This window comes from Zobellella endophytica (genome assembly GCF_003012775.1).
In the GTDB taxonomy this organism is placed as follows: Bacteria; Pseudomonadota; Gammaproteobacteria; order Enterobacterales; family Aeromonadaceae; genus Oceanimonas; species Oceanimonas endophytica.
In genome coordinates, this window is the sequence record NZ_PXYG01000005.1 from 68329 (window position 1) to 86141 (window position 17813).

The following is a 17813-nucleotide window of genomic DNA, read 5'->3' on the forward strand; positions in this document are numbered from 1 at the left end:
GATGGGTTGGGTCAGGTTTTCAGCATGGCACTGAGGGTTTCCTTCAACGCCTTGTCGAGGCTGGGATAACGGAAGTGGAATCCGGCCTGCTGCAGTCGCACCGGCATCACCCGCTGGCCGTTCAGCAGCAACTGGGCCATTTCACCGAACAGCAGCTTCATCGACCAGGCGGGAATGCGGGCAAAGTGCGGCTTTCCCAGCACCTGGGCCAGGCAGCGGCTGAACTGCTCGTTGGTGACCGGTTCCGGGGCGGTGGCGTTGAAGGCGCCATGGCATTCTTCATGCTCCAGCAGAAACAGGATCAGGTTAACCACATCCTCGATATGGATCCAGGACATATATTGCTTGCCCGAGCCGATGGGGCCGCCCAGGCCGAATCGGTAGCCGGGCACCATTTTTTTCAGGGCACCGCCCTCGGCGCCGAGCACCATCCCGAGGCGGATCAGGCAGACTCGGGTCTGCTCGCTCTGGGCCGCCAGTGCCTGCTGTTCCCAGCGGGCACAGACCTCGTGGCTGAACTCGGGATGGGGGCGGGAGTCTTCATCCACCAGGGTATCGCCCTGGCGACCATAGAAGCCGACCGCCGAGCCGCTGATCATCACCTTCGGCGGCGCGCTTCCGGCCTTGAGCTTGTCGACCAGCTGTGCGGTCAGCTGCCAGCGGCTCTGGCAGATGCGTTCCTTCTGAGCCGGACTCCAGCGCTTGTCGGCAATGGGCTCGCCGGCGAGATTGATGACGGCATCGAACTGATCGAGGTTGTCGAGTTCATCCAGGGACAGCAGGGCCTCGATATCGTGCCCCAGACGCTGATATACCTTGGTGGGAGAGCGGCTCAGCACGCTGACCTGATGATGAGTGCGCAGGTGGCTCATTAAACGGCGACCGATAAAGCCGGTTCCCCCGGTAAGCAGTATCTTCATGAGCCCCTCCTCTCCGGACTGAAATGTGTTCGCCAACAGATACTTGTTCAGAATAACAGACTGCGGCGGATCTGCGGTATCCGGTAGGTGCCTGGGCTGGGCAGAACACAGGGAGGAGGGCAGGGTTATCCACATTAACTGTGAGTAAGTCTGTAGATTACCCTGCAGTATTACGCTAGTTTCTTGATATTAAAACAAAAAACAGATCGAGTAGGGATCCGGCAGGATCAGGACAGCGCCGCGATGGCCGCGTCGTAGTCCGGCTCGTTGGTCAGCTCGGCCACCCGCTCGCCATACACCACCTGGCCCTGTTCATCGATGCACACCACGGCACGGGCCGACAGACCGCGCAGCGCGCCGTCGCTCAGGGCCACGCCGTAGGCGCCCAGAAACTCCGGATGACGGAAGGCGGAGGCCACCTGCACGTTTTCGATGCCTTCGGCGGCGCAGAAGCGGCTGGCGGCGAAGGGCAGGTCCATGGACACGCACAGCACCTTGGTGTTGGCCAGGGCGGCGACTTTTTCATTGAACTTGCGCACGCTGGTGGCGCACACGCCGGTATCGATGCTGGGGAAGATGTTGAGCAGCAGTTTCTGGCCCTGGAAGTCGGCCAGGCGGATATCGGTCAGATCGGCGCCGGTCAGGGTAAATTCGGCGGCGGCCTGGCCGGGTTGGGGAAACTGGCCGGATACGGCCACGGGGTTGCCCTGGAAAGTCACTGCGGACATGGTTCTTCTCCTTGTGTGAAAAGGGTTAAGGTAGCAGTTTTCACGATAAGGAAAAGGTTTTTATTTTTGTGCCGGGGCCGCTCCCTCTGGCCGACGCTTGCGAAGATAACAGACGGTGTTGCCGACCCGCGCCCGCCGCCCTGGCGGGCGGCGGGCGCGGGGCCGGGTCAGCCCTTGGCGGTCTGCTGGCTGGCCTGGATGGCGGTGAGGGCGATGGTGTAGACGATATCGTCCACCAGCGCGCCCCGGGACAGGTCGTTCACCGGCTTGCGCATGCCCTGCAGCATGGGGCCGATGGACACCAGCTCGGCGGAGCGCTGCACTGCCTTGTAGGTGGTGTTGCCGGTGTTCAGATCCGGGAAGATGAACACCGTGGCCTTGCCCGCCACCGGCGAGTTGGGGGCCTTGGACTTGGCCACGTTTTCCATGATGGCGGCGTCGTATTGCAGCGGGCCGTCGATCACCAGATCCGGGCGTTTCTCCTTGGCGATTTTGGTGGCCTCGCGCACCTTGTCCACGTCGGCGCCGGTGCCGGAGGTGCCGGTAGAATAGGAGATCATCGCCACCCGCGGATCGATGCCGAAGGCCTGGGCCGAGGCGGCGGACTGGATGGCGATCTCGGCCAGTTGCTCGGCGGTGGGATCCGGGTTGATGGCGCAGTCGCCGTACACCAACACCTGATCCGGCAGCAGCATGAAGAACACCGAGGACACCAGTGAGCTGCCCGGGGCGGTCTTGATGATCTGCAGCGGCGGCCGTATGGTGTTGGCGGTGGTGTGGATGGCGCCGGACACCAGGCCGTCCACCTCGTCCCGCTCCAGCATCATGGTGCCCAGCACCACGTTGTCCTCGAGCTGCTCCTGGGCCACCACCTCGGTGATGCCCTTGGACTTGCGCAGCTCCACCAGGCGCTCCACGTAGTTGTTGCGTACCTGCACCGGATCCACGATCTCGACCTTTTCGTCCAGCACCACCCCCTGTTGGGCGGCGACCCGCATGATTTCATCTGGATTGCCGAGCAGCACCGGCCGGGCGATGCCCCGCTCGGCGCAGATGGCGGCGGCCTTGATGGTGCGTGGCTCCTCGCCTTCCGGCAGCACGATGCGCTTGGCGGCGCGGCGGGCCAGCTCGGTGAGCTGGTAGCGGAATGCCGGCGGGCTCAGGCGGCGGCTGCGGGCTGACCTGGCGCTGAGCGACTCGATCCAGTGTTTGTCGATATGGCCGGCCATGTAGTCCTGCACCAGCTCGATCCGGCCCAGATCGTCCACCGGGATCTCCAGGTTGAAGTGTTGCAGGCTGACCGCGGTCTGCCAGGTGTTGGTGTTGACCATCAGGATCGGCAGCCCGGTCTCGATGGCGCGCTGGCACAGGGCCATGATCTGCGGCTCGGGATGGTAGCTGCCGGTGAGCAGCAGCGCGCCTATCTTGACCCCGTTCATCGCCGCCAGGCAGACGGAGACGATAACGTCGGAGCGGTCGCCGGAAGCCACCAGCAGGCTGCCCGGGCGGAAGTGCTCCACCATGTTGTGAATGGCCCGGGCACAGAAGGTCACGCTCTGCAGCCGGCGGCTGTTGAGTTCTCCCTCATGGATGACGTTGGCGCTCAGGTGGCGGGCCAGATCCACCGCCCGCGGCGCCACCAGCTGGGTATTCCAGGGGATGCAGCCGAGGATGCGCAGCGGCGTCTTGCCGAATACCTGCAGCACCTCCAGGTTGGGGGAAAGGTGCTCGCCCTTGTTGTGGGGATTGAACATCTCGGTGAGGTCGGGCCGGGTATTGCCCTGCTCGTCGACCGGTGCGCCCACCTTGTTGATGATGCAGCCGACGATACGTTTGTTGGCGACCCCGCCGAAGTTGGCGCAGGCCAGTTCCAGCCGCTCTTTCAACTGCTGGCTGGAATCGCTGCCGGGTTGGGTGATAAACACCATGTCGGCGTCCAGCGCCTTGGCCACGTCGTAGTTGATGCGGTTGGCGAAGGGCTGCTTGTCGGTGGGGATCAGCCCCTCCACCACCACCACCTCGGCGCCGCTGTCCTTCACGTGCTTTTCATAGCGGGCGACGATCTCTTCCAGCAGCACGTCCAGGTTGCCGCCGGAGATCATGCTCTCGGCGTAGCTCAGGGCGAAGGGCTCCGGCGGCGTGATGTTGGAGCCGTTGGCGATCACCGCGCTGGAGTGATCCTGGCCCTTACGCCGGGTACGCGGCTGGGATACCGGCTTGAAGAAGCTGATGTTGACCCCGTTGCGCTCCATGGCGCGCACCATGCCGAGGCTCACCGAGGTGGCGCCGACACCGCTGCTGACGGGTATGAGCATGATGGTTCTGGCCATATCTTCCCCCTTACTGTTGACGGCTGAGTGCCAGGGCATCCTGGGCGATGACCCATTCTTCGTTGGTAGGCAGCACCCAGACCGGCAGACTGCCGTCGGCAGTGATGCGTCCGGCCTTGCCGAAGCGGGCGGCCAGGTTGGCGTCCGGGTCCAGCGCGATGCCGAACAGGGCCAGGCGGGATAGGGTCAGCTCCCGCACCAGGGCGGAGTTTTCGCCGATGCCGCCGGTAAAGACGATGGCGTCCAGGCGGCCGTCGAGGGCGCAGCCGTAGCCGGCGATGTACTTGGCCAGGCGGTAGCAGAAGATGTCCAGTGCTCGCCTGGCTTCCGGCAAGCTATGGTAGTTGTCTTCCGCGAAGCGGCAGTCGCTGCTTTGCTCGGTCAGCCCCAGCAGGCCGGATTCCTTGGTCAGCAGGGTATTGATGCGGTCGGTGCTGTAGCCCAGCACGTCGTGCAGGTGGAAGATGATGGCCGGATCGAGGTCGCCGCTGCGGGTACCCATCACCAGGCCCTCGAGCGGGGTCAGGCCCATGGAGGTGTCCACCGACTCGCCGTTTTTGATGGCGCAGACCGAGGCGCCGTTGCCCAGGTGGCAACTGATGATGTTCAGCTCGGCCACCGGCTTGTTCAGCACCCTGGCGGCTTCCTGGGCGATAAAGTAGTGGCTGGTGCCGTGCATGCCGTAGCGGCGGATGCCGTGTTCCCGGTACAGCCGGTAGGGAATGGCGTACAGGTAGGCCTGCTCGGGCATGGTCTGGTGGAAGGCGGTGTCAAACACCGCCACCTGGGGCAGGGCGGGGAAGGACTTGCGGGCCGAAGCGATGCCCACCAGGTGGGCCGGGTTGTGCAGCGGCGCCAGGCTGGCGCAGTCTTCGATGCCCTTGATCACCGCCTCGTCGATCAGCGCCGAACGGGTGAACTGTTCGCCGCCGTGCACCACCCGGTGGCCGATGGCGGTCAGGTTGGCCATCAGTTCCGGGTTCGGGCTCAGCAGGTTTTGTACGATAAAATCGAGTGCTTGCTGGTGGGCGGCACCGGCGCCGAGCTCGGCATTGCCTTTTTCACTGTCGAGCTTCCACTTGATGCGGGCTTCGGGCAGATAAAAGCATTCGGCCAGGCCGGACAGCTTTTCACTGCCGCTTTCGGCGTCGAGGATGGCGAACTTGAGCGACGAACTGCCGCAGTTGAGGACGAGTACCAGCTTGCTAGTCATGAGAGAACCTTTTCGTCAGGGGTTACGAAAATCTGTTGCCGGCAATGCGATTGCGGGCAATTAATATCACTTTAACTCTATCCTTAAAGTAGGGCTCTTTTCCGTACGGAGGCCGAGCCGGAGCCATCCCTGACATTACCGGGTCTGACCGGGTAAATTTAGGGCGGGATCATACCTTTTTTTTGTCATAAAATAACAGAAAATTAGCATGCTTTTTTGACTTGGGTTGATGATTTGTAATTTACCAACAGAAATGCGCGACACCGACCGGGAGGACTTATGAGCCTGTTTAACCGTACTTTGCACCGGGGCAAGGAATATCTGGCCATCTGGCCGCGGGAGCGGCAACTGGCGACCCTGTTTCCGGAACACAGGATCATGGCGGCCACCCGCTTCGGCGTGAAGACGATGCCGGTGCTGGTGACGCTCAGCCTGTTGCTGCAGTTTCAGTTTGGCGATCCGCGTTACTGGCCGAGCGTGGTGGCCTCGGCGCTGTTCCTCGCCAGCCTGCCGCTGCAGGGGTACTACTGGCTCGGCAAGCGGGCCGATACCCGGCTGCCGCCGTCACTGAGCAACTGGTACCGGCAACTGCACGAGAAGATCGCCGCCGCCGGGGTCAAGGTGAAGGAGCCGGTGTCCCGGCCCTGCTATTACGAGCTGGGCGAGACCCTGAACCTGGCCTTCAAGCAGCTCGACAAGTCCTTTATCAACGATTAAAGCCCCGTGACGGCATGGTGGCCGGCCCCGCGACGCCAGGCCACCACGTCGTTTAAGGCCGGCCGTGGCTCCCGCCGGGCGGTGTCCGCGGTAACGGCTTGAGCTTTGCCGGGGAAAGGGAAATAATCGACCTTCCTGTTTCACCTCCGCCGCCGGCCGGGCAGGATGACTGGCCGACGGCGGCTCAGTCACGCCGCACACAGGAGGTGGCCGGCCCGGGATGCCCGATGCGCGCTATTTGTCTGACCCTGTTGTTTGCCGCCCTCGGCGGCGGTGCCGCCCACCTGCTGGCGTTTCCTTCCGACTGGCTGATCGGCGCCATGGCGCTGGTGACCCTGTCCTCGGTGTCCGGTGTCCGGACCCGGGTTCCTCCTCACAGCCTCGAAGCGGTCCAACTGGTGCTGGGTGTGAGCGTGGGCCTGCGCTTCAGCACCGAGCTGCCTTCGGGGATGTCGCTGCTGGTGAGCCTGTCCGGCCTGATGTTGTGCCTGGCCACCCAGTTGCCGCTGGTACAGGGATTGTTGCGCCGGCTCGGCTGGTCGCGCCAGGAGGCGATGCTGGCGGCGTCGCCCGGCGCGCTGTCGGTGATGGCGGCCCTGGCGTCGGAGCTCGACAACCCGCTGCGGGTGGTGCTGTCGCAGACGGTACGGGTGATGCTGCTGATAAGCGGCGTCACCCTGGTGTTGTGGCTGGGCTGGATCGAGCAGTTGCCTATGCCGACCGCGCAGGTGCTGGGCCATGGTCTCAGCCTGCTGCTGCTGGGCCTGTCCTGGGGGCTGGGACGCGGGCTGCGGCGGTTACGCCTGCCGGTCAGCCCGCTGCTGGGCGGGGTGATCGGCGGCGCCCTTTTTGCCGCCGTGCAGCCGCAGGACGCGGTGCTGGCGGGCTGGCTGCTGCCGGCGTCCATGGTCTTGCTGGGGGCCCTGCTGGGCTGCCGTATTCGGCCGGTGCCGCTGCGGGCCTTGCTGGGTCTGTTGGTAATCGGCGCGGTGATCTGCATCAGCAGCGCCCTGATCTCCCTGTTGTGGGCTGCGCTGGTGGGTTGGTATCTGGAGATGTCGGTGTTCCAGGTCTGGCTGGCTTATGCCCCGGGCGGGCTGGAGGCGATGATCTACCTGGCGTTGGTCACCGGGGAAGAGCCGTCCTGGGTCATCTTTCACCATATCGTCCGCATCGTGCTGCTGAGCATGGGCGGCGCCTGGCTAATGCAGTATTACCAGGCCAGGGAGTCGGCCGCCGCCGGACGTGAGCCCTGAGCCCCCGGCTTTTGCTTGCAAACCAAGGCGCGATTGGCGACGCTGGGCCATCTTCCCATATGGCGTGTCAGGCAGTGTGACCATGAATTTTCTCTCTCAGGCGATCGTTTCCAATCCCGAGCCGGACTGGAGCCGGCTGCAGGCCCTGCCCATCTGCGAAACGGATGACCCGCTGGTTCCCCTGGGGCTGGTGCCCTCGCCGTTGCGGGTTTACCCGGCCTATTTTCATCTGGGAGTGCCCGGCGCCCTGGCGGAATGCTACGTGCGCCGCCCGGTGCTGACCCGGTTGCAGCAGGCGTCCCGGTTGTTGCCCGCGGGGGTGGAGCTGGTGGTACTGGACGGCTGGCGCCCGCTGGCGGTGCAGCAGTACCTGTTCGATACCCTCACCGGCGCCCTGCGCGAGCATTATCCCGCGGCCGACCAGGCCGAGCTGCTGGCGCGGGCCCGCCGGTTCGTGGCACCGCCCAGCGCGGATCCGGCCGCGCCCAGCCCGCACCTGACCGGTGGCTCCGTCGATGTGGCCTTGTGCGACAGCGAGGGCCGGCTGCTGGACATGGGCACCGAGTTCGACGACATCAGTCCCTGGTCCTACAGCGCCGCCTTCGAGGCGGTGGTCAAACCCGGCGCGCGGGAAGCGGATATCATCGAAAATCGTCGCCTGCTGCACAGCGTGATGGGCCGGGCCGGCTTTACCAATCTGCCCAGCGAGTGGTGGCACTTCGACTACGGCAACCAGTCCTGGGCCTGGTTCAGCCAGGCTCCACAGGCCCGGTTCGGCCCTGTATTTCTGTCCGGCCTGGGGTCGCGCTGGGCGCATCAGGTCGGGCTGTTCAATCTGTAAACCGCTTGCCGCCGGGGCGCGGCTGTTCGCGCTTTCCGTTTAGAGCCTTTTAACTATTTTTGTTAATTTGTGTGCCCCGGACCGGTTTCGCCGGCGGGAACGGCGAGCAAGACTGGCTTGGCCATATTTTATACTGATTATGCCCGTATATTCGCCATGAAAAGCAGGGGCTTTCGCTCGGGTATTGTTAATTACTCTTGTCGTTGTTCACTTTTTAGTAAATGAAAATGTGATGCAGACGGCATAATTGAAAATTGTACCGGTGTCGAAACCGGGACAGTTTTGACTTTGTGTAAATTGATGTGGTGTCGATTGAAGCGGGGCTGTAAATGGGTTGTTTTTGTTTTATGTTTTTAAAAACAATCAGTTGCGCTTCTATTTCGGACCGGGGTATAAGCAGGGAACTCCCCTTGCGGGGGGGTGTTGCCCAGTTGTTAACATTAGGAAGGACTGGTGATAAGAAATTCTAATCGATAGTCCCACTTGTGCTGGGCCGGATAGCAGAGTAATTTTCCCTGCACTTACCGATCGAACCTGGTTTGATCGTTAATAAAAAGCCCCTTTACAGGACGATGTGCTGCGACGGCAGTGTCATCCGAAATCAGAACAAAGGACGTTACTATGAGTGATTTGGTTAACGCGATTAACGGTTATATCTGGAGCCTGCCCCTGATCTATTTGTGTCTGGGCGTGGGTCTTTACTTCTCCCTGCGCACCCGCTTCCTGCAAATTCGGCACGTCAAGGAAATGGTGCGCCTGATGTTCAAGGGCGAGTCTTCCCCCGCCGGTATTTCTTCCTTCCAGGCGCTGGCGCTGTCGCTGTCCGGCCGGGTCGGTACCGGTAACATCGCCGGTGTGGCCACCGCCATCACCTTCGGTGGCCCCGGCGCCGTATTCTGGATGTGGGTCGTGGCCTTCCTGGGGGCGGGTACCGCCTTCGTGGAATCCACCCTGGCGCAGATCTACAAGGAAAAAGACGACAACGGACTGTATCGTGGCGGCCCCGCCTACTACATCGAGAAAGGCCTGGGCATGAAGTGGTATGCATGGATCTTCGCCTTCGCCACCATCATTGGCTGCGGCCTGCTGTTGCCCGGCGTTCAGGCCAACAGTATCGCCTCCGGTATTGAAAACGCCTTCGGCATTCCCACCTCCGTGTCCGCCGCCGCCGTGGTGGTGCTGCTGGGCCTGATCATCTTCGGTGGGGTCAAGCGTATCGCGCACTTCACCCAGATAGTGGTGCCCTTCATGGCGCTGGGCTACATCCTGGTGGCGTTCGTGATCATCATCATGAACATCGGCATGCTGCCGGATGTGATCAGCCTGATCGTCGGCAGTGCCTTCGGCCTGAAAGCCGGTTTCGGCGCCATCCTGGGTCTGGCCATCGAATGGGGCGTGAAGCGCGGCATCTACTCCAACGAAGCCGGCCAGGGCACCGGCCCCCACGCAGCCGCTGCCGCCGAGGTGTCCCACCCGGCCAAGCAGGGTCTGGTGCAGGGCTTCTCCGTGTATATCGATACCCTGTTCGTCTGTACCGCCACCGCCTTCATGGTGATCATCACCGGTGCCTACAACGTCATGGGCAAGGCGGGTGAAACCCTCGTCGAGCAACTGCCGGGCGTATCCGCCGGTCCGGGTTATACCCAGGCGGCGGTCGAATCCGTGATGCCCGGCTTCGGCAGCATCTTCGTGGCGGTGGCGCTGTTCTTCTTCGCCTTCACCACCATCCTGGCCTACTACTATATCGCCGAAACCAACGTGGCCTACATCAACCGCAAAGTGCACCGTCCTTGGCTGACCTTTGTGCTCAAGGTCGCGCTGATGGCCTCCGTGGTATACGGTTCCGTCAAGACCGCCGAACTGGCCTGGGGTCTGGGCGATATCGGGGTGGGCCTGATGGCCTGGCTGAACATCGTCGCCATCCTGCTGCTGCAGAAGCCGGCGCTGGTGGCCCTGAAAGACTATGAGGCGCAGAAGGCCCAGGGTTTGGACCCGACCTTCGACCCCACCAGGCTGGGCATCAAGAACGCCGACCACTGGGTCAAGGACAAGAAGGCCAAGTCCGGGTTGGTTGGCGATGAAGTGGTTGCCGACGTCCAGGTGGAACGCAGCTGACGCCTTACTCTCCATCCCTTGATTGCAAAGGCCGGACCCGTTCCGGCCTTTTTGTATTCTGGCTCCGACCGGAGCGGGGTTCTGGCTCCAGAGTCCCGCTCCGCTTGCACCTATACTCGGTAATCGATAACGTGAATGTCGACGCGCAGGGGTACCTGCAGCAACCAGATTGAGGAGAGGCGAGATGGACAGTTCGAACCCACTGTGGCAGACCGGCTGGTATTGCGACGGCCACTGGCGCCGCACCGATGCCGATTACGACGTCCGCAATCCGGCCAGCGGCGAGGTCATCGCCCGGGTGGCCCGTTGCGGCGCGGCCCAGACCGACGAGGCCATTGCCGCCGCCGGGCGCGCCCTGGTGGACTGGCGCAAGACCACCGCCAAGGCGCGGGGCGTCATATTGCGGCGCTGGTTCGAGTTGATGATGGCCCATCAGGACGAACTGGCCGAGCTGATGGTGCTGGAGCAGGGCAAGCCCCTGGCCGAGGCCAGGGGAGAGGTGGTCTACGCCGCCAGTTTCCTGGAGTGGTTCGGGGAAGAGGCCAAGCGGGCCTACGGCGACACCATCCCCAGTCCCAAGCGGGAGAACCGGCTGTGGGTGACCAAGGAGCCGGTGGGGGTGATCGCCGCCATTACCCCCTGGAACTTTCCCTTCGCCATGATCACCCGCAAGGTGGGGCCGGCCCTGGCCGCCGGCTGTACCGCCGTGGTCAAGAGCTCGGAAGAAACGCCGTTGTGCGCCAATGCCCTGGCGGTGCTGGCGGAGCAGGCCGGGGTGCCGCCCGGGGTGCTCAACCTGGTGTCCGGCGACGCCCCGGCTATCGGCGATGCGATGATGGCGAGCCCCGTGGTGCGCAAGCTGTCCTTTACCGGCTCCACCCGGGTGGGCAAGCTGCTGATGGGCAAGGCGGCGGACACGGTGAAGAAGCTGTCGCTGGAGCTGGGCGGCAACGCGCCCTTTATCGTGTTCGATGACGCTGATCTGGACGCCGCCATCGCCGGCGCCATGGCGTCCAAGTTCCGCAATACCGGCCAGACCTGTGTCTGCGTCAACCGTTTCCTGGTGCAGGACGGCATCTACGATGCCTTCGTGACCCGGCTGGCCGAGGCGGCCCAGGCGATGAAGGTGGCGTCCGGGCTGACCCCCGGTGCCCAGCAGGGGCCGCTGATCAATCCGGCGGCGCTGGACAAGGTTGAACGCCATGTGGCGGACGCGCTGGACAAGGGCGGCCGGCTGGTGTGCGGCGGTGCCCGCCATGAGCTTGGCGGCACCTTTTATCAGCCGACGGTGATCGCCGAGGCCAATGAGCAGATGATGCTGGCCCAGGAGGAAACCTTCGGCCCGGTGGCCGCCTGCTTCCGCTTCCGCGACGAGGAGGAGGCGGTGCGCCGCGCCAACGCCACCCCCTTCGGCCTGGCGGCCTACTTTTACACCGGCAATATCCAGCGGGTATTCCGGGTATCGGAAGCGCTGGAGTCGGGCATGGTGGGGGTGAACGAAGGCATCATCTCCAACGAGATGTCGCCCTTCGGTGGGGTCAAGGAGTCGGGCCTGGGTCGGGAGGGCGGCCAACTGGGGCTGGAGGAGTTCCTGGAAACCAAGTACGTCAACCTGGGCAACCTCGGTTGAGCCGGGTCGCCTAACCCGGCCGCCCTCGTCGAGGGGCGGCCGCCGACGGTGATTTTTTAGCTGCCCGACTCCCCGTCCCCGTGCGGTCATGATTTTGCGTTAAACTGGATTCGATAAGATCCAGTTCTCCGCTATCCGAAGCCGCAAAACGGGAGGCACTGCACCATGACCTCGGAAAAATCGCCCCTTTCATCCACCGTGCTGATACCGGTATTCATTCCGGCGGTGATCGTCATCGCTCTGATGGTGATCGGGACCATCAGCAATCCGGAGTTGGCCGGGGATATCTTCTCCACCACCCTGGCCTATATCACCCGAAGCTTCGGCTGGTTCTACATGCTGTCGGTGGCCATTTTCCTGGTGTTCATTGTCTCCATTGCTTTCAGCCGCTGGGGTAACATCAAGCTGGGGCCGGATCATGCCGAACCGGAGTACAGCTTTCCGGCCTGGTTTGCCATGCTGTTTTCCGCCGGTTACGGCATCGCATTGCTGTTCTTCGGGGTGGCCGAGCCGGTGCTGCACTATGCCGCACCGCCGGAAGGGCCGGCGCTGACGGTGGATGCGGCCAGGCAGGCGATGCAGATCGCCTTCTTCCACTGGGGCTTCCACATCTGGGCCATCTACGGCCTGGTGGGGCTGGCGCTGGCCTATTTCGCTTTCCGCCACGGCCTGCCGCTGTCGATGCGCTCCACCCTCTATCCGCTCATCGGCGAGAAGATCCACGGCTCCATGGGCCACGTGGTGGACATCTTTGCCATCCTCGGCACCCTGTTCGGCATCGCCACCACCCTGGGACTGTCGGTGGCCCAGATCAACGCCGGCCTCAACTACCTGTGGCCGGACATTCCGGTTAACACCACGGTGCAGATCATCGCCATCGTCGCCATTACCGCCCTGGCCATACTGTCGGTGGTGGCGGGCATGGACAAGGGGGTGAAGCGGCTGTCCATCCTCAACATGGTGTTGGCCATTGCGCTGGTGCTGTTCGTGTTCGCGGTGGGGCCGACCATCTTCATCCTCAACACCTTCATGCAGAACACCGGCAGCTACCTGAGCAACATCGTGGAGCGGACCTTCAACCTGCAGGCCTACACCGCCAGCGACTGGATCGGCAACTGGACCCTGTTCATCTTCGGCTGGACCATCGCCTGGGCGCCCTTCGTCGGCCTGTTCATCGCCAAGATCAGCCGGGGCCGCACCATCCGCCAGTTCGTGGTGGGGGTCATGGTGGTGCCGACCATCTTCACCTTCCTGTGGTTTTCGGTGTTCGGTGACACCGCCCTGCACCTGATCATGGTGCAAGGCTACACTGCCCTGATCGACGAAGTACAGGCGGATCACGCCATCGCCCTGTTCAAACTGTTCGAGCGGCTGCCGCTGACCTCTATCGTGTCCTTCGTTACAGTCGTGCTGATCATCACCTTCTTCGTGACTTCGTCCGACTCCGGCTCTCTGGTGATCGACTCCCTGGCCTCCGGCGGTGCCCAGCATACGCCGGTCTGGCAGCGGGTGTTCTGGGCCTCGACCGAGGGCATAGTGGCCGCCGCCCTGTTGCTGGCCGGCGGCCTGGGCGCCCTGCAGACCGCTTCCATCGTCAGTGCGCTGCCATTTGCGGTGATCATGCTGATCGCCGCCATCGGCATGTGGCGGGCGCTGATCATCGAGGGCCACCATGAGGTCAGCCTGCAGCAGCATATGCAGCAGCGCCAGGGCGCCAAGGCCGGACCCGGCTTCTGGAAGAAGCGACTGGCCAACCTGGTGGACTTTCCGCCGCGGGAGACGGTGGAGACCTTCATCCGCACCACCGCCTATCAGGCGATGCAGCGGGTGGATCAGGAGCTGGAGCAGCAGGGCTGGGTGGCGGAAGTGGTTTTTGACGAGCACAACTGCCGGGCCCGGTTCGAGGTGTTCCAGGAAGGCAAGCTGGAGTTTGTCTACGAAATCCGGCTGCGTGGCTACGCCATGCCCGACTTCGCCTTCCCGGAAACCGAGCGGGATCTGGACGGCGACGATCACTACTATCGGGCCGAGGTGTTCCTGCGCCGGGGAGGTCAGTCCTATGACGTCTACGGCTACGATCAGCAGGACATCATCAGTGACATCCTCGACCAGTTCGAAAAGTACCTGCACTTCCTGCACATCTCTCCGGGTATACTGCCGTGGAAGATGGAAGAACACGACGACAGCCTGAAGTCCGGCGACACCGACGCCGGGGAAGCGCCGGCGGTGTCCGACAGGCCGGCATAGCAACAAAAGAGGGCGAGCAGGTGCCGCACCCCGGGGATGGGGTGCGGATTATTGATTCAGCAGTGCTTCCATCGCCGCTTCGGCCTGCTCCCGGCTCAGTTCTCCGGCGCCGGCTTCCGGCTCGGGCCGGGCGACCGCTTCCGGCGCGGGTTGTTGCGCCGCCTCCAGGACTTGCAGCTTGGCTTCCGCCTCCTGCAAGCGGGCCTGGGCGGCTGCCAGCTCGCTCTGCAACTGGCCGGTGTCCGTCTCCTGCGCTACGGCGGCGGGCTGGGGCGCACCGGCGGCGGCCTGCCCCGGCACCACGGCGGTTGCGCCGCCCAGCAAGGCCGTGCCGGCGGCCTGGGCCGGCGAGCTCTTCCCGGTCAGCCAGCCCTGCATGGCCTGGGGCCACACCGCCGCCCGGCCGGTGTGGGATTCGCTGAACACCCTGGTCTGCTCGTCGGTGCTCAGCAGGGCCGCCATCTGGTTGGTTTCCGAGTTCCATACCAAGCCGGCCTTGTCGGTGTTTTCCAGCGGGCTGTAACGGGACATCAGGTAGAACATGGGGCCTTCCTGCTGCAGTTCGGTGGCGGTGCGCAGCAGATTGACCGTGGTGTCGTAGTTGGGGCCGAGCAGGCTGGTCATCCGAGTCTTGATCACCGGTTGCTCGAACAGGTTGGTGCTATTGGGATCCAGCCCTACCATGGGCTTGAGCAGGGCCCACATCAATTGTCCGGGACCCATGGCCAGCATGGGGGCGACACAGGCCGTCAGGGTAAGGCTGAGCAGTGCTGCTTTGAGCAGGGTTAACAGACGCATCTGAAAATCCAAATAAGGTATTGATAGTAAAGGGTTTACCTGTTCGAGTCCCTGGGTGACCGGGGGCAGCGACGGGCTGGCGCACGTTAGCATAAATCGGATAAAAAAAAGCCTGGCGGGACAAAAAATTGTGCCGTTATTCATGACCCGGCCACGGTTTTTTGGCATGCTGCCCGACGCCATACCTGAGGACGAGAACGATGAAAAAATGGGGACTGCTGCTACTGGTTACACTGCTCGGCGCCTGCAAACCGACGCCTCAGCAGCATATCCGCCTGCTCGGCGGCGACTGGGATCTTGCCCGGGCTACCACCGCCGTGGCCAAGGTGGAACTCGAACGGGCCGGTTATGCGGTAACAGTAGAGCTGGTCAGCCCGGGTCAGATCTGGTCGCAGTTGGCCCGGAACGAAGCCGATGCCAGTCTGGTGACCTGGTTGCCCGAGGGCAGCCGGGGCCATGCCGAACGCTTTTTCGACAAACTACACGATCTGGGGCCAAACGGCCCCGTGCTGACGCTGGGGCTGGTGGTACCCGCCAATGCCGGCATCGACCGCATTGCCGAGCTGGCCGGCTCCGGCTACGGCCACAACCGGGTGGTGGGCATGATGCCCGGCCACGGCATCATGGCCATGACCGAGCAGGCCCTGGCCCGTTACCGACTGGATGAATACGAGCTGCTATCCGGCTCCGGCGAGGCTTACCGTCACCTGGTGCAAACCGTCATCGACGAGCAATTGCCGGTGGTGATCGCCGCCTGGGCGCCGGAAAGCCGGATGATGAGCGAGCGGCTGAAATGGCTGGCCGATCCCGAGGGCCATTTTCCCGCGACGGAGCGGCCCCATACCCTGATCCGCCGGGGGCTGGAGCGGGACGCGCCCAAGGCGGTGGAGATATTGGCCGGCCTGCACTGGTCGGCGCAGGACATCGCCTTCCTGCTGGCCGAAGCCGGGCCCGAGCACGACTTTGCCCTGGCCGCCAACAAATGGCTGCGCCGCGACACCGGTGGCGCCGAGTAACGGCCACGCCGGCGGGGCGTTACCGCATCGAATACGGCTGAGTCCGGTAAACTGCAATAAACCAGGAAAAAATAACCCCAAAATGGGGCTGTTCCGGACTATCTGCTACACTTTTCCTGCCAAATGGAGAGGGCCACGCGATGAAGCATAGGAAACCCGGCAACCAGACCGCACTGGAGCCGATGGAGATAATTCCCAGCCCCCAACGGGGCGACATCCCGTCCAGACAATCCCGTCAGTGCCAGCCGAGGTGGCTACCATGAGACACAATCACAATCTGGTGCTTGCCCGGGACTGGGGCCGGGCCACCGACGAGCAGGAACTGACCCATCGCCTGGTGCTGACGGGTCCGGATACCGGCCTGGCCGGCACGGTGAAGGTGATGGGGCGGGAGCTGGTGGCCTACGGGCTTACCCTGGCTCAAGCCGAGGCCGCTGCCACAGCCTATGTGGCTGAACGCATCATTGCGCCGGGTGGCTGAGAGAATACCCCGCCACTGTGCCGAGATGACGCCGGTACCGTATCTCGTCCACCAGTTGGCCGGGCTTCAGAGGTATCACACAAAGCAGAAAAGGCGCTCACCGGTTAGGTGAAGCGCCTTTGCTATCAATAACTTATAGTCAAGCTATCAGTTCATGCCGTATTTCTTCAGCTTCTTGCGCAGGGTGCCGCGGTTGATACCCATCATGTTGGCGGCGCGGGTCTGGTTACCGCGGGTGTATTGCATGATCACGTCCAGCATGGGCGCTTCGACTTCGGCGAGGACCAACTCATACAGCTCGGTTACTTCCTGGCCGTTGAGCTGGGCCAGGTAATTGCGCAGGGCCTGATCCACCGAGTTGCGCAGCGGGCGCTGGGTCGGCTGCTCGGAAGTCGGAGATTTAGTCGTAGTAACCAGTGCATCGGAAGTCGGAGTTTGTTCGAACATATTCAGTCTGCTCTTCTTTTGTTCGTTAAGCTATATTCGCGAAATACTGCTCCAGGGCGTCGAGCTGTGGCCCGGCCGCCTCAAGAGCGTTGAAATCACTGCGAAAGTCACGGCCCGCGTCACTCTCTTGCAAGTACCAACCCACATGTTTCCGGGCGATCCGTACGCCCATTACCTCACCGTAAAACTCGTGCAGTGCGGCAACATGTTCCCGGATCATGGCCCGCTCCTGGTCCTTGGGAAGCGGTGCGGGAGTGGTGCCCTGCGCAAGATAGTGGCGGATTTCTCTGAAAATCCACGGCCGTCCCTGGGCAGCCCGGCCAATCATGATGGCATCGGCGCCGGTGTAATCCAGTACAAAACGCGCCTTTTCCGGGCTGTCGATATCCCCGTTAGCGATAACGGGGATAGAGACGGCTTGTTTTACTGCCCTGATGGTGTCGTATTCCGCTTCACCCCTGTACATGCAGGCGCGGGTACGGCCATGCACGGCCAGGGCCCGGATACCGCAGTCTTCGGCGATGCGGGCAATCTGCACGCCGTTGCGGTGTTCCGGATCCCAGCCGGTACGAATCTTCAGGGTGACCGGCACCGACACTGCCTTTACCACGGCGCTGACGATGGACTCCACCAGCTCCGGGAACTGCAGCAGGGCGGAACCTACCATCTTCTTGTTTACCTTCTTTGCCGGGCAGCCCATGTTGATGTCGATGATCTGCGCGCCCTGGTCCACGTTGTACCGGGCGGCATCGGCCATCAATTCCGGATCGGCCCCGGCAATCTGGACGGACCGGATACCCGTTTCCCCTTCATGATCCATACGCCGACGGGACTTGTCGGATCGCCACACCCTGGGGTTGGACGACATCATTTCCGACACCGCCATTCCGGCGCCCATGCGCAGGCACAGGGCGCGGAAGGGTCTGTCGGTCACGCCGGCCATCGGCGCCACCAGCAGCGGCGCGGACAAGTTGTAAGGACCAATTTCCATGAGAATACGGCTGTCTCGGCTCAGGGTCGCGTATCTTACGCATTTTTTAGGGGGCTGAAAAGGTCACAAATTAACCGGCGTGC

The 17813-nt window shown here is 63.0% G+C and carries 15 protein-coding genes; 8 read left to right on the forward strand and 7 right to left on the reverse strand.

Features of this window, described 5'->3' with window-relative positions; all coding sequences use genetic code 11:
* Nucleotides 1-11: 11 nt before the first annotated feature.
* The 4 genes from C7H85_RS12240 to C7H85_RS12255 all read right to left on the reverse strand — a co-directional run bounded on the left by C7H85_RS12240 (nucleotide 12) and on the right by C7H85_RS12255 (nucleotide 5191).
* Nucleotides 12-920 carry a TIGR01777 family oxidoreductase gene (locus tag C7H85_RS12240; protein WP_106729991.1) on the reverse strand — a complete coding sequence of 303 codons (909 nt, stop codon included), beginning with the start codon at nucleotides 918-920 and terminating at the stop codon, nucleotides 12-14.
* A 227-nt stretch (nucleotides 921-1147) separates the two neighbouring features.
* On the reverse strand, nucleotides 1148-1648 hold the full coding sequence (gene tpx / locus C7H85_RS12245) for a thiol peroxidase (protein WP_106729992.1): 501 nt from the start codon (nucleotides 1646-1648) through the stop codon (nucleotides 1148-1150).
* Nucleotides 1649-1815: 167 nt separating this feature from the next.
* Complete coding sequence (gene pta / locus C7H85_RS12250; RefSeq protein ID WP_106729993.1) at nucleotides 1816-3978, reverse strand: phosphate acetyltransferase; 2163 nt, start codon at nucleotides 3976-3978, stop codon at nucleotides 1816-1818.
* A 10-nt stretch (nucleotides 3979-3988) separates the two neighbouring features.
* A complete protein-coding gene (locus tag C7H85_RS12255) occupies nucleotides 3989-5191 on the reverse strand; it encodes an acetate kinase (protein ID WP_106729994.1) in 1203 nt (400 codons plus the stop codon).
* 279 nt (nucleotides 5192-5470) lie between these two features.
* On the opposite strand from C7H85_RS12255, the gene yfbV reads away from it, so the two are divergent.
* The 6 genes from yfbV (at nucleotide 5471) to C7H85_RS12285 (ending at nucleotide 13997) form a co-directional block, all read left to right on the forward strand.
* The gene (gene yfbV, locus C7H85_RS12260; protein WP_106729995.1) at nucleotides 5471-5908 is read left to right on the forward strand and encodes a terminus macrodomain insulation protein YfbV; all 438 of its coding nucleotides are present in this window, start codon (nucleotides 5471-5473) and stop codon (nucleotides 5906-5908) included.
* Nucleotides 5909-6114: 206 nt separating this feature from the next.
* The gene (locus C7H85_RS12265; protein WP_281257623.1) at nucleotides 6115-7164 is read left to right on the forward strand and encodes an AbrB family transcriptional regulator; all 1050 of its coding nucleotides are present in this window, start codon (nucleotides 6115-6117) and stop codon (nucleotides 7162-7164) included.
* Nucleotides 7165-7246: 82 nt separating this feature from the next.
* Nucleotides 7247-8005 carry a M15 family metallopeptidase gene (locus C7H85_RS12270; protein ID WP_106729997.1) on the forward strand — a complete coding sequence of 253 codons (759 nt, stop codon included), beginning with the start codon at nucleotides 7247-7249 and terminating at the stop codon, nucleotides 8003-8005.
* A 621-nt stretch (nucleotides 8006-8626) separates the two neighbouring features.
* Nucleotides 8627-10120, forward strand: a complete 1494-nt coding sequence (locus tag C7H85_RS12275; protein ID WP_106729998.1) for an alanine/glycine:cation symporter family protein — start codon at nucleotides 8627-8629, stop codon at nucleotides 10118-10120.
* A gap of 184 nt (nucleotides 10121-10304) precedes the next feature.
* Entirely contained in the window at nucleotides 10305-11750 is a 1446-nt protein-coding gene (locus tag C7H85_RS12280) for an NAD-dependent succinate-semialdehyde dehydrogenase (RefSeq protein WP_106729999.1), read from the forward strand.
* Between the two features lie 165 nt (nucleotides 11751-11915).
* Complete coding sequence (locus C7H85_RS12285) at nucleotides 11916-13997, forward strand: BCCT family transporter (RefSeq protein ID WP_106730000.1); 2082 nt, start codon at nucleotides 11916-11918, stop codon at nucleotides 13995-13997.
* A 48-nt stretch (nucleotides 13998-14045) separates the two neighbouring features.
* On the opposite strand, the gene C7H85_RS20340 is transcribed toward C7H85_RS12285, so the two are convergent.
* Complete coding sequence (locus C7H85_RS20340) at nucleotides 14046-14795, reverse strand: hypothetical protein (RefSeq protein ID WP_146140455.1); 750 nt, start codon at nucleotides 14793-14795, stop codon at nucleotides 14046-14048.
* A 200-nt stretch (nucleotides 14796-14995) separates the two neighbouring features.
* On the opposite strand from C7H85_RS20340, the gene C7H85_RS12295 reads away from it, so the two are divergent.
* On the forward strand, nucleotides 14996-15811 hold the full coding sequence (locus tag C7H85_RS12295; protein ID WP_106730002.1) for a glycine betaine ABC transporter substrate-binding protein: 816 nt from the start codon (nucleotides 14996-14998) through the stop codon (nucleotides 15809-15811).
* Nucleotides 15812-16070: 259 nt separating this feature from the next.
* Nucleotides 16071-16292 carry a hypothetical protein gene (locus tag C7H85_RS12300; RefSeq protein ID WP_106730003.1) on the forward strand — a complete coding sequence of 74 codons (222 nt, stop codon included), beginning with the start codon at nucleotides 16071-16073 and terminating at the stop codon, nucleotides 16290-16292.
* A 147-nt stretch (nucleotides 16293-16439) separates the two neighbouring features.
* Here the strand turns inward: C7H85_RS12300 and fis are convergent, their stop codons facing one another.
* Together fis and dusB are read right to left on the reverse strand one after the other, a co-directional pair.
* Nucleotides 16440-16739, reverse strand: a complete 300-nt coding sequence (gene fis / locus C7H85_RS12305) for a DNA-binding transcriptional regulator Fis (RefSeq protein ID WP_106730004.1) — start codon at nucleotides 16737-16739, stop codon at nucleotides 16440-16442.
* A gap of 25 nt (nucleotides 16740-16764) precedes the next feature.
* Nucleotides 16765-17730, reverse strand: coding sequence for a tRNA dihydrouridine synthase DusB (dusB, locus tag C7H85_RS12310; protein ID WP_106730005.1), 966 nt, complete (start codon nucleotides 17728-17730; stop codon nucleotides 16765-16767).
* Nucleotides 17731-17813: the final 83 nt, after the last annotated feature.

Bases quoted from the DNA above. Each gene is read 5' to 3' on its own strand.
- C7H85_RS12240 (WP_106729991.1), bottom strand. From the start codon at position 920: ATGAAGATACTGCTTACCGGGGGAACCGGCTTTATCGGTCGCCGTTTA.
- tpx (WP_106729992.1), bottom strand. From the start codon at position 1,648: ATGTCCGCAGTGACTTTCCAGGGCAACCCCGTGGCCGTATCCGGCCAG.
- pta (WP_106729993.1), bottom strand. From the start codon at position 3,978: ATGGCCAGAACCATCATGCTCATACCCGTCAGCAGCGGTGTCGGCGCC.
- C7H85_RS12255 (WP_106729994.1), bottom strand. From the start codon at position 5,191: ATGACTAGCAAGCTGGTACTCGTCCTCAACTGCGGCAGTTCGTCGCTC.
- yfbV (WP_106729995.1), top strand. From the start codon at position 5,471: ATGAGCCTGTTTAACCGTACTTTGCACCGGGGCAAGGAATATCTGGCC.
- C7H85_RS12270 (WP_106729997.1), top strand. From the start codon at position 7,247: ATGAATTTTCTCTCTCAGGCGATCGTTTCCAATCCCGAGCCGGACTGG.
- C7H85_RS12275 (WP_106729998.1), top strand. From the start codon at position 8,627: ATGAGTGATTTGGTTAACGCGATTAACGGTTATATCTGGAGCCTGCCC.
- C7H85_RS12280 (WP_106729999.1), top strand. From the start codon at position 10,305: ATGGACAGTTCGAACCCACTGTGGCAGACCGGCTGGTATTGCGACGGC.
- C7H85_RS12285 (WP_106730000.1), top strand. From the start codon at position 11,916: ATGACCTCGGAAAAATCGCCCCTTTCATCCACCGTGCTGATACCGGTA.
- C7H85_RS20340 (WP_146140455.1), bottom strand. From the start codon at position 14,795: ATGCGTCTGTTAACCCTGCTCAAAGCAGCACTGCTCAGCCTTACCCTG.
- C7H85_RS12295 (WP_106730002.1), top strand. From the start codon at position 14,996: ATGAAAAAATGGGGACTGCTGCTACTGGTTACACTGCTCGGCGCCTGC.
- C7H85_RS12300 (WP_106730003.1), top strand. From the start codon at position 16,071: ATGAGACACAATCACAATCTGGTGCTTGCCCGGGACTGGGGCCGGGCC.
- fis (WP_106730004.1), bottom strand. From the start codon at position 16,739: ATGTTCGAACAAACTCCGACTTCCGATGCACTGGTTACTACGACTAAA.
- dusB (WP_106730005.1), bottom strand. From the start codon at position 17,730: ATGGAAATTGGTCCTTACAACTTGTCCGCGCCGCTGCTGGTGGCGCCG.